At 67.3% G+C, this 11,125-nt stretch carries 7 protein-coding genes; 1 reads left to right on the plus strand and 6 read right to left on the minus strand.

Annotated elements, in window-relative coordinates; genetic code table 11:
- Positions 1-2: 2 nt before the first annotated feature.
- Positions 3-701: an acireductone synthase gene (gene mtnC, locus ABE483_RS04885; protein WP_346481205.1), complete on the plus strand. Its 699-nt coding sequence runs from the start codon at positions 3-5 to the stop codon at positions 699-701.
- A 314-nt stretch (positions 702-1,015) separates the two neighbouring features.
- Here mtnC and ABE483_RS04890 read toward each other — a convergent pair whose 3' ends face one another.
- The 6 genes from ABE483_RS04890 to ABE483_RS04915 form a co-directional block, all read right to left on the minus strand.
- Positions 1,016-3,679 (minus strand): glycoside hydrolase family 2 protein, encoded by a 2,664-nt coding sequence (locus tag ABE483_RS04890; RefSeq protein WP_346481206.1) that lies wholly within the window; start codon positions 3,677-3,679, stop codon positions 1,016-1,018.
- Positions 3,680-3,877: 198 nt separating this feature from the next.
- The gene (locus ABE483_RS04895) at positions 3,878-5,071 is read right to left on the minus strand and encodes an AGE family epimerase/isomerase (RefSeq protein ID WP_346481207.1); all 1,194 of its coding nucleotides are present in this window, start codon (positions 5,069-5,071) and stop codon (positions 3,878-3,880) included.
- Positions 5,068-6,063 (minus strand): carbohydrate kinase, encoded by a 996-nt coding sequence (locus tag ABE483_RS04900; RefSeq protein ID WP_346481208.1) that lies wholly within the window; start codon positions 6,061-6,063, stop codon positions 5,068-5,070. The genes ABE483_RS04895 and ABE483_RS04900 overlap by 4 nt, the downstream gene beginning before the upstream one ends.
- A gap of 7 nt (positions 6,064-6,070) precedes the next feature.
- Positions 6,071-7,381, minus strand: a complete 1,311-nt coding sequence (gene fucP / locus ABE483_RS04905) for an L-fucose:H+ symporter permease (RefSeq protein WP_346481209.1) — start codon at positions 7,379-7,381, stop codon at positions 6,071-6,073.
- Positions 7,382-7,425: 44 nt separating this feature from the next.
- Positions 7,426-8,469 (minus strand): LacI family DNA-binding transcriptional regulator, encoded by a 1,044-nt coding sequence (locus tag ABE483_RS04910; RefSeq protein ID WP_346481334.1) that lies wholly within the window; start codon positions 8,467-8,469, stop codon positions 7,426-7,428.
- A gap of 118 nt (positions 8,470-8,587) precedes the next feature.
- Positions 8,588-11,074 carry a GH92 family glycosyl hydrolase gene (locus tag ABE483_RS04915; RefSeq protein ID WP_346481210.1) on the minus strand — a complete coding sequence of 829 codons (2,487 nt, stop codon included), beginning with the start codon at positions 11,072-11,074 and terminating at the stop codon, positions 8,588-8,590.
- Between the last annotated feature and the right edge of the window lie 51 nt (positions 11,075-11,125).

The following is an 11,125-nucleotide window of genomic DNA, read 5'->3' on the forward strand; positions in this document are numbered from 1 at the left end:
CCATGCCGCAACCGACCGTCATCCTCACCGATATCGAGGGCACCACCAGCAGCATTTCGTTCGTCAAGAACGTGCTGTTCCCATATGCGCGCAAGGCACTGCCGGCGTTTGTCGCCGCGCATGGCCAGGAACCGCAGGTGCGCCGCTGGCTGGACGCGGTAGCGGTGGAGATCGGTGGCGCCTGCCAGGACAGCCTGATCGTGGAGACGCTGCAGGGCTGGATCGACCAGGATCGCAAGCACACCGCGCTCAAGGCGCTGCAGGGCATGATCTGGGAAGCCGGCTACCGCAACGGCGATTACAAGGCGCATTTCTATCCGGAAGTGGCCGCCGTACTGAAGGGCTGGCATGCCGAGGGCAAGCCGCTGTACGTGTATTCCTCCGGCTCGGTGCCGTCGCAGAAGCTGTTCTTCGGCTTCAGCGAAGCCGGTGACCTGACCGGGCTGGTCTCGGGCTGGTTCGATACCGAAGTGGGCGGCAAGCGTGAGGCCGACAGCTACCGCCGTATTGTCGAGGCGATCGATGTGCCGGCCGCGCAGATTCTGTTCCTGTCCGATGTGGTGGAAGAGCTGGATGCCGCGCGCGACGCCGGTCTGCAGACGCACCTGATCGACCGCCTGGACGATTACCCGCTGCCGCGCAGCGGCGAGGCCACACACGGGCACGACCGCGTCGAGAATTTCCAGCAGATCACGCTGTAGAGCCGATGGGTAAACCCGACCGGTAGAGCCGAAGGGTAGAGCCGAAGGTAGAGCCGACGGTAGAGCCGACTGTTAGTCGGCTAACGCCATGCCGATCGAAGAAGAGCAGCCGACTAACAGTCGGCTCTACCATCGGCTAACGCCATGCCGATCGAAGAAGAGCAGCCGACTAACAGTCGGCTCTACCGTCGGCTAACGCCATGCCGATCGAAGAAGAGCAGCCGACTAACAGCCGACTAACAGTCGGCTCTACCGTCGGCTCTACCGATCGCCTTTACCCCCATCGGCTGACGCCATGCCGGTCGCCGGTCGCGTTACCTTGCCTTCGTATCCGCAAGCGAGGTGAAGCGCAGCGCATCACGCAGCGTGTCCAGGTCCGCCTCACTGCGCAGGCGGATGGTGACGGTCTCTCCCGGCACCAGGTCCAGCGCGTTGTCGTCCAGGGTGGCATCCACGCCGTCGAAGTCGATCCACAGCGCACGCACCAGCTTCGGCGCGCGCAGCGTCAACACGTAGCCGTCGCCGTCGCCGTTGCCGTTGCCGTCGGCGCGCAGCTCAGCATCAATCGTCGCAGGTGACAGCGCCAGCGCCTTGGCCGGGACGAAATACACCACCTGCTGCGACAACAGCGTCGCGCCATCGAACAGCTCGAGCACCGCCACGGTCCGCGCAGGATCGGCCCCCTTCAACAGGTCCGCATCGGCGAACCGGCCCACCTCCAGCGCGGACAGCGGCGGCAAGGCCACGGTGTGCCGCTGCTCACTGCGCTGGGTGCCATCAAGATCGAGCACGCGCAGCCGCCATGTGGCCTGCAGGCCCTGCTGACGATCATTGAGCAGGCTCACCCGGGTGACCCCATCGTCGCGCAACGCCGCCACCGCGTGATCGGCGAAGAAACGTTTGGCGTGGAAATGCAGTGCCTTCCAGCGGCCGGCGTAGTCGATGCTGGACCACGACGCACCCGGCCACACATCGTTGAGCTGCCAGTACAGCGAGCCCATCGTGTACGGGCGCGAGGCCCGGTGATGCAGGGCGGCGAGCTGGATGCCGTCGGCCTGCATGACCTGGCTCAGATAGACGAACGTGGGGAAGTCACGCGGCGTGCCGTACTCCTCCTCGATGTACTTGAGCAGGCGCTGGTTGCCCTCGCCCGCCATGAACTTCTGGTGGGCGCGCACCGTGGCGCTGTCCACCTGCTGCTCGGCGGCCGGAATGATGCCGTCCAGCGTGCGCAGCACCGGCCAGGCCTGCAGGCCGTACTCGGACATGAAGCGCGGGGTCTCGTGCAGGTACGCCGTTACCGGCAGCGCCGGATTGCCCCATACCTGCCAGTAGTGCTTGTCGCCGCGGGTGGAATCGTTGGCCTTCTCGTCCAGATCATTGCTCGGCGAGCTGGACCAGTACGGCACGCCCAGCCCTTCGTCGGCCACCACCTGGCGCAGATCGTTGCCGAACAGGTCCACATAGCCCTGCCAGACCTTCGCGGCGAACGCGGGATCGGCGGCGGTCAGGTCACGGCCATGGCCCCAGTCCTTCCACGCGGTCTCTTCTTCATTGTTGCCACACCACAGCACCACGCTGGGGTGATGGCGCAGGCGGCGCACATTGTCGCGCGCCTCATGCACCACATTCGCCCGGAACGCCGGATCGTAGCCGGGCTGCATGCCGCCCCCGAACATGAAGTCCTGCCAGACCAGCAGGCCGAGTTCGTCGGCGATGTCGAAGAACACGTCATCTTCGTAATAGCCGCCGCCCCAGTTGCGCAGCATGTTCATGTTGGCATCGCGCGCAGCGGTCAGCTCGCGGCGGATCCGCGCCGCGTCCACACGCGCGGGGAACATGTCGAACGGGATCACGTTGGCGCCCTTGGCGAAGATAGGCACCCCGTTGATCACGAACGCGAAGCCCTGTCCGCCGTTGCGATCCACTTCGCGGCGCAGCTCGACGGTACGCAGGCCGGTGCGTTGCTCGATGTGCGTCGCCTTCGCTGTCTCAGGCGCCAGGGTGGCACGCACGGTATAGCGGGCCTGCTCGCCCTGCCCGGCCGGCCACCAGCGCCGCGGCTTCTGCAGCGCCACCGGCACCGCGATGCGGTTGTCCCCGGCCTTGAACATCGGCTTGCGGTCGATGCGCGCCACGCGCCTGCCCTCCGGATCCAGCACCTCGATCTGCACCGCAGCGCTGCCGACCGCGGCACTCTCGATCTCGACCGTGATCTCCAGATCCGCCCGGGTTGCATCCAGCGTACGGGTCTGCACGGCCAGCGCGGTCAGCCGCTGCGCGTCCCAGCTCTCCAGTGTCACTGGCCGCCAGATGCCCGCGGTCACGTAACGCGGGCCCCAGTCCCAGCCGAAGTGGTAGCCCGGCTTGCGCACGAAATTGCCGACCATCGCGTCCTTGGGCTCATCGCCATACGGCGAGGGGTAGTTGCCGGCGATCTTGTGCGGCATCGCCTGCACGTCCGGCAGCAGGCTGCGGATCGGCGAACGCAGCACGATCCGGAGGTCATTGCCGCGAGGCCGCAGCTTGCCGTCCACCCGTGCACGCCAGGTGCGATGACTGTTGTTGGCCTGCAGCAGCGGCTGGCCGTTGAGCGTGACGGTGGCGAACGTATCCAGGCCTTCGAACGCCAGCTCGGCGTGCTCGCGTGCCAAGGTTGCCGCATCCACATCGAATCGTGTGCGGTACTCCCAGTCGGCCAAGCCGATCCACTGCAGCCCGGCTTCCGGCGCACCCACGTAAGGATCGGGAATCTGCCCCTGCGCCAGCAGATCGGTATGTACGGCCCCGGGCACCCGCGCCGGGCGCCACTGCTGCAGGTCAGGGCGCGCGGCACCGCGCGCGTCACCGGGCAGCAGGCGGAATGACCACTCCGCCGCCAGCGGGGCGGCTGCCACGGGCAGTGCCCATGCTGCCAGCAGGACCAGCAACAGCCAGCTGGCCGGTGCAACGACATGGAGACGGCTGTGCGCGCGCATGGGGACCTGCCTGGCTGCGGGAGCCGCCGACCAACGGTCGGCGCTACCGGGGTTTTGGGGCAGCCGACCAACGGTCGGCTCTACCGGGGTTTTGGGGCAGCCGACCAACGGTCGGCTCTACCGGGGTTTTGGGGCAGCCGACCAACGGTCGGCTCTACCGGGGTTGGGGTAGCCGACCAACGGTCGGCGCTACCAGATTCAACGCACCACGTTGAGCACTTCGTAGCACGCGCCCATGGTGTGGTAATCGGTCTTGCCGGCCGGGCTCTTCTCGTCGCTGTACGTGCGGTTGTCCGCATCCAGGATGCGATACCAGGCACCGTAGCGATGGTCGATCATGTGCTGCCAGGCGTAGCCCCACAGCTTGTCGTACCAGTCCCAGTACACGGCATCGCCGGTGCGCTTGGCCAGCAGCGCGGCGGTGGCCAGCGATTCGGCCTGCACCCAGAAGTACTTGTCGTCATCGCAGACGCTGCCATCCGGCGCGAAGCCGTAATACAGCCCGCCACGCTCGGCATCCCAGCTGCGTTCCACCGCCACATCGAACAGATGCCGCGCGGTCGGCACCAGCCAGTCGGCCTGTACGTGGCGATCCAGGATCAGCAGCAGCTTGGCCCACTCGGTCTGATGCCCGGGCTGGAAACCCCACGGACGGAACAGATGTTTGGGGTTGTCGCGGTTGTAGTTCCAATCGATCTGCCACTGGGTGTCGTAGTGCTCCCACACCAGGCCATCGCCCTGCGCCGCCTGGCGGCGGGTCATGTGGTCGGCCAGCAGCAGCGCACGATCCAGGTAGCGCTGCTCGCCACTGGCCTCGAAGGCGGCCAGCATCGCCTCGCACATGTGCATGTTGGCGTTCTGGCCGCGGTAATCGCTGAAGGTCCAATCGGCGTCGGCTTCGTCCTTGTACAGGCCGAACGCCGGCTCCCAGAAGCGCGTCTCCAGCAGCTGCCAGGTCTCGTCCATCCACGTACGGGCGTCGTTGATGCCGGCCTTCAGCGCGCAGCTGTAGGCCAGCAGCACGAACGCCACGCCGTAGCAGTGGTTGGTCGCGTCTTCGACCACACCATCGCGCAGCGTCCAGGCATAACCGCCGGTCGCCGGATTGCGGTGCACCTCGCGCAGGTAGCGGATGCCGTGTTCGGCTGCGGCCAGATCTTCCGGCTTGCCAAACTCGCGGTAGGCCATGGCGTGGTTGAACACGAACCGGGTGCTGCTGACCAGATGGCGGTGGCTGGCGTCGTACACGCTGCCATCGTCACGGTAGTAGTGGAAGAAACCGCCGTTGGGGTCGATTTCATGCGGCTGGTAGAACGCCATCGTCTGGGCGATGTGGGCGCGCAGGAACGCGGGCGAGCGGAAGTCGGGGGTCGGCGGAACCGGCGTGGTCATGCGGCGTCATCCTGTTGTTGCTGCAGCAGTTGCTGGACTTCATGAAGGCTGGGCATCGCGGCGAAGGCACCCTTGCGGGTCACGGCCAATGCACCGACGGCCGCACCGAAACGGATCGCATCCACCAGCGCCGTGGGGTCCTGGCAGAACGCGCCAAATCCAGTGCCGTCACCGCCGCGCTCGCCGATGCCGAACAGCAGGCCGCCGACAAAGGCATCGCCCGCCGCGGTGGAATCAACCGTGGTCACGCGGAAACCGGTCAGTACGCCGTGGGTGTGGCGGGTATGCCAGCGGATCGGCGCGGCGCCGTCGGTGATCACCACCGCCTGCGCCTGCGCACCCAGCAGCCGCTCGATCACGGCCGCGTCACCGCCCGGCACCGCGGCCGCGAGGTACTCCAGTTCTTCACGCGAGAGCTTGACCAGGTCGGCCAGCGACAGCGCTTCCCACAACCGCGGCAACGGGTCGACACCGGTCGGCCACAGCGCCGGGCGCAGGTTGAGATCAATGCTGACCATCGCACCGGTCTGATGGGCGCGGCGCATGCCCTCCAACGTGGCCTGTGCGATCTCGGCCTCGGTCAGGCTGTTGGAGCACACATGGAAGCTGCGCGTGCCTTCAAAGCAGTTCGGGTGGAAGTGCGCACTGCGGAACAGCAGATCGGCCGCCGGCGGGCGGTAGAAGCTGAAGCTGCGTTCGCCGCTGGCATCCAGTGCCACGAACGCCAGCGCGGTTTTGGCCGCGTCGGTACGCACGATGCAGTCGGTCGCCACGCCGGCACTGGCCAGGCTCTCGGCGAGGAAATCGCCGAACATGTCCTGGCCGAGCATCCCGGCAAAATGGGTGTCCGCACCAAGCCGCGCCGCCGCAACGGCGACGTTGGCGGGCGCACCGCCGGCATACTGCAGGAAGGCACGCGGGGTGTCCGGGGTGGCCGGCGGTTGGGCAAGTAGATCGATCAAAATCTCGCCGAAACAAACAATCTTGGACATCGTGGCCTCAAGCTCCCTGGCGGATTCCAGCGGCCGGGCGCGAGCCCCACAGGCCGTAGAAGATGATGTAGCCGTAGCACAGCAGCGGCAGGATGAAGGACGGCTGCAGGCCGATATGGTCGGCCAGCTTGCCCTGCAGGACCGGGATCAGCGCCCCGCCGACGATCGCCATGATCAGCAGGCTCGAGGCCTTGGTGGTCAGCGTGCCCAGGCGTTCGATGCTCAGCGCGAAGATCGTCGGGAACATGATCGAATTGAACAGGCCGATCGCCACCACCGAGTACAACGCCACCTGCCCCTGGGTGAGCATGGTCAGCGCCAGCAGCGCCACGTTCATGCTGGCGAACAGGGTCAGCAGCAGGCGCGGCGAGAAGCGGGTCATGATGGCCGAACCGGCAAAGCGGCCGATCATCGCCATCGTCCAGTACGCAGAGACGTAATGCGTGGCCTGCTGTTCGCTGAAGCCGCCGATGTTCGGCAGCGACAGGTAGTTCACCAGCACGCTGCCGACCGCCACTTCCGCACCCACGTAGAAGAAGATGCCGAGCACGCCGAACCGGACGTGGCGGTGACGCAGCGCCTCCATCAGGGTGTGCTTGTCGCCGCTGTTCTGCTCGGTCGTCTCATTCAGTGCCGGCAGGCGGAACAGATAGACGAACACGGCAAGCAGGACCAGCGCGATCGCCAGGCCGACATACGGGCCCTGCACCGACTGGGCTTCCTGGGTGCGATAGGCCAGCTGTTCGGCTATCGGCAGCACATTGATCTCGTCCGCACTCTTGACGGTGTTGCCCAGGATGAGCAGGCCACCGAAGATCGGCGCGATCGCGGTCCCCAGCGAGTTCAGCGCCTGGGCCAGGGTCAGTCGGCTCGACGCCGTCTGTTCCGGACCGAGCAGCGCCACGTAGGGATTGGCCGCCACCTGCAGGACAGTGATACCCGTGGCCAGCACGAACAGCGCACCCAGGAAGGCTTCATACACGCGCAGCTCGGCCGCGGGCCAGAAGCCGAGCGCGCCCACTGCGGCGATGGCAAGACCGGCCACGATGCCGTTCTTGTAGCCCAGCCGTGCGACCAGGCGACTGGCCGGCACCGACATCAGGAAGTACGCGCCGAAGAAGGTGAACTGCACCAGCATCGCGCGGGCGTAGGTCAGATCGAACACGGCCTTCAGATGCGGGATCAGGATGTCATTGAGGCAGGTGAGGAAGCCCCACATGAAGAAGATCGTGGTCGCCACGGCCAGCGCAACGCGTGTGTTCACCACGGGCGCGGCGGCGGATGAGGATGGGAGGCGGGGCGTAGGAGAGATGGGCATTCAGGTACGCGCCTCAGTGCGCGAGCAGGTGATTGTGGGAGCCATCAGACGGTCATCGAGCCACTGCTCTCGCGAACGCGGAGCTGGACCGGTGCAACGGTACGGGCCGGCGCCGCGTCGGGATGATCCAGACGCAGCAACAGCAGTTCGGCCGCCTGTCGCCCGCGCTCGCGCGGGTTGACGGTCAGCGTGGTCAGCGGCGGCGATGCCACCGAAGCCTCGGAAATATCATCGAAACCGGTCACCGCGAAGTCGCGGCCCGGCTGCACGCCACGCGAGGCCAGGCCCAGCATCAGACCCAGCGCGACGCTGTCGTTGTAGCAGACCGCTGCGGTCGGGACGGCATCCAGTGCAAACAGCTCCCCGGTGCGCGCGGCCGCATCCAGGCGGCTGGGCGAGGTTTCAATCAGCCACTCCGGTTGCACCGGCATGCCAGCTTCCACCAGGGCCTGCGCATAGCCGGTCCGGCGCTGATGGCAGGAACTGGAGACCGCATGGCCGCCATAGAACGCGATGCGGCGGTGGCCCTGCTCGATCAGATGACGCGTGGCCAGGTAAGCGCCCTGCTGGTTGTCCAGGGTCAGGAAGTCCCAGTCGGCACCGGGCAGCTCGCGGTTGAACAGCAGCACGTTGGCGTGCCCGAGCACCTGGCGCAGCTGCCCGGCATCGCTGCCTTCGGCGGGCGACAGGATCAGCCCGGCAGGCATGTGCTCCATCAACGTGGTCAGCACCGCCTGCTGCCGCTCCGGCGATTCACCGGTGCTGCCGAGCAGGGTCACGAAGCCCTTGCCGCCCAGCGCTTCGTCCACCCCGGAGGCGAACTCGGCGAAGAACGGGTTGGACAGGTCGTTGATGACCAGGGCCACGCTTGAGGACGTGCGGCGACGCAGATTGGCCGCGCCGCGGTTGTACACGTAGCGTTGGCGTCGCAGTTCGGCCTCCACCTTGGCACGGGTGTCGACGTTCACCAGCGGGCTGCCACGCAGCACCAGCGAGACGGTCGCGCGCGACACGCCGATCGCTTCGGCGATGTCGGTCACGGTGACCGCGCGCGTGCCTTTGCCGGCGGGGGTGGCCTTGTCTTTCATCGGGTCGTCGGGTTCCTCAAGCAAGGTGCAAGCCTAAACGATCGCATTGACCAGCGGTCCGTGCCCGTGCCGACGGTCAACCCCGGTGGGCTGGCCACGGCGCGGGCCGGCGCGTGGCTCATTCCAGTACCGCGCCGGGGGTGGCGCAGAAGGACGCCGGCAGCGCCTCGGCCTGCGTACCCCAGCCGTTCTCCTGCGCGGTGCTGCCCAGGGCGAAGGCGATGGTGCCACCGCGCTGCAGCTGCGCCCAGTCCAGCCACACCGGCGCATGCGCGCGGCCATCCACCTGCACGTTCTGGACATACTGCAGCTGGCGGCCGTCGGCGCCCGGCGCCTTCAGGGTGAGCGTCCTGCCCTGGCCCAGATCGATCTCGGCGCGGGCGAAGCGCGGCGTATGCAACAGGAACTCGCCGCTGCCCGGCACCGCCGGGTACAGGCCCAGCGCACTGAACAGGTACCAGGCCGACATCGTGCCCAGGTCATCGTTGCCGGTGACGCCGTTGGGCGCATTGGTGAACAGCTGCTGCGCGGCGCGCACCACGGTGGCGGTCTTCCACGGCTGCCCGATCAGTGTGTACATCCACGGCGCGTGCAGGTCCGGCTCGTTGTTGGGGTTGTAGCGGAACTGGTTGTAATAGCTGTACGGCCCGACCACCCACTCCTTGCGCGCGGCGGTCAGCGGCGATGTCACGAGGGCGTCGTACGCGAAGAAGGTATCCAGACGCCGCGCGGTCTGGTCGCGGCCGTGCATGGCCTGGACCAGGCCCGGCACGTCCTGCTGCACCAGCCACTGGTACTGCCACGCGGTGCCTTCATGGAAGCCATGGTGCGAGCGCGGGCTGTAGCTGCCATCGGCGGGCAGGTACCACGCGCCATCGTCCATGCGCGGCCGCGGGAAGCCGTTGAAATCGCCCTCCTCGTCACGCACCGACGGGTCCCATACCTTGTGCCAGTTGCGGCCACGCTCACGCAGCACGCCGGCATCGGCGGCATGGCCGAGGCCATCGGCCATCTGTGCCAGTGCGCAGTCGGCCAGTGCGTACTCCAGCGTCGCCGAGCCACCGTGGTGCGGGTCCACGTCCATGCCCTTGGAGGGGAAGGCGCGGTCGTACTGCACGTAGCCGTTGGCCAGGTAGCTCGGGTTGCCCGAACGACCCGCGTGACGCGAGTTCATCGGCGGCACCTCGAAGGCGTTCTTGCGCAGCGCGGTGTAGGCCTCGCCCTCGCGGCCGGCCAGCGCACCGAAACGCCACAGGTCGACCAGGAACGGCGTCACCGGGTCGCCGGTCATCACGTTGGTTTCGAAGTTGGCGTACCCCCAGCGCGGCAGCCAACCGCCCTGCTCCTCGATGGCCAGCAGCGTCCGGCCAATGTCGCGCGCGACCTCCGGCTTGGTCAGGGCCAGCCACTGGTTCTGCGCACGGTAGGTATCCCACAGCGAGAAGTACTCGTAGTAGGTCCAGCCGTCAGCGCGATGGATGGTGTCGTCGTAGCCACGGTAACGGCCGTCGGCATCGCTGCCGGTCAGCGGCTGCAGCAACGCGTGGTAAAGCGCGGTGTACAGCACGGTGCGGTCGTCGCTGCTGCCGCCCTGGACACGCACGGCCGCCAATTCCTTGCGCCACTGCTGCTGGGCCATCTGGCGCATCTGATCGAAGCCGAGCAGGCGCTCACCCTGCATGCCATCGCTGCGCAGATTGGCGCGCGCACCTTCGGCATCCACGTGGGAGATCGCGCTGACCGCGGTCACCGCACGGCCCTTGGCCAGATCGAAGCTGAGCCAGGCGCCGCTGGGCTTGAGCTCGCCTTCCATGCCATGGCGTGCACCCGGCAGGCCGCCGCCCTCGCCCCAGGTCCCGAACGCCTTGAACGGGCGGTCGAACTCGATGCGGAACCAGGTGGTGTACTGATGCCCGCCACAGAAGCTCTTGGTGACCAGCTTGCCTTCCACCGCACGGTCGCCGACGACATCGACCACGCTGCCGATCACCGAATGGCGCTCGTTGGCCTGGCCGAGGTTGACCAGCACGTGGCCGGTGCCCGCATCGGCGGCGAAGGTGTAACGCTCGGCCGCGGCACGGGTGCGTGCGGTGGCCTCGGCATCGATGCCGCCGTAGTTGGTCAGGCGCACCTTGTAGTAGCCCGCCTGCCCGACTTCACCCTCGTGGGTGTAGCTGGAGGCGTAGCGCTTGTGGTCGAAGCTCTTGGCGTCGTCGGTATTGAAGTCACCGCCCGGGCCGATGCTGCCGGTCACCGGCAGGACCGAGACCTGGCCGCCCTGCTCCCAGCAGCCCGCGCCGGACAGGAAGGAATGGCCGAAGCCGCGGATCTTGGGATCGTCGTAGCGCCAGCCAGCGTAGTGCTCACCGATCGGGCTGACCTGGATCAGGCCGAACGGCGCCGAGGCACCCGGGAACGTATTGCCATCGTCCTTGCTGCCGATGAAGGTGTTGACCTCGCGCTCCAGCGCCGCAGGCGCGGCCTGAAGCAACAGCGGCGCGCAGCTCAGCGCCAGCAGGCAGACCAGCCCAGCCAGCGGGCGGCGGCGGGCCCGGACGGCACCGGCGGCGGGAACAACGGAAAGACGTTGAGAAAAACGGGTCACGGACACGGACTCCTTGGCGGACGTGGCGGCAGCGCGAACCAGTGGCGGCGG

The organism is Stenotrophomonas sp. TWI602, from assembly GCF_039674045.1.
GTDB lineage: Bacteria > Pseudomonadota > Gammaproteobacteria > Xanthomonadales > Xanthomonadaceae > Stenotrophomonas.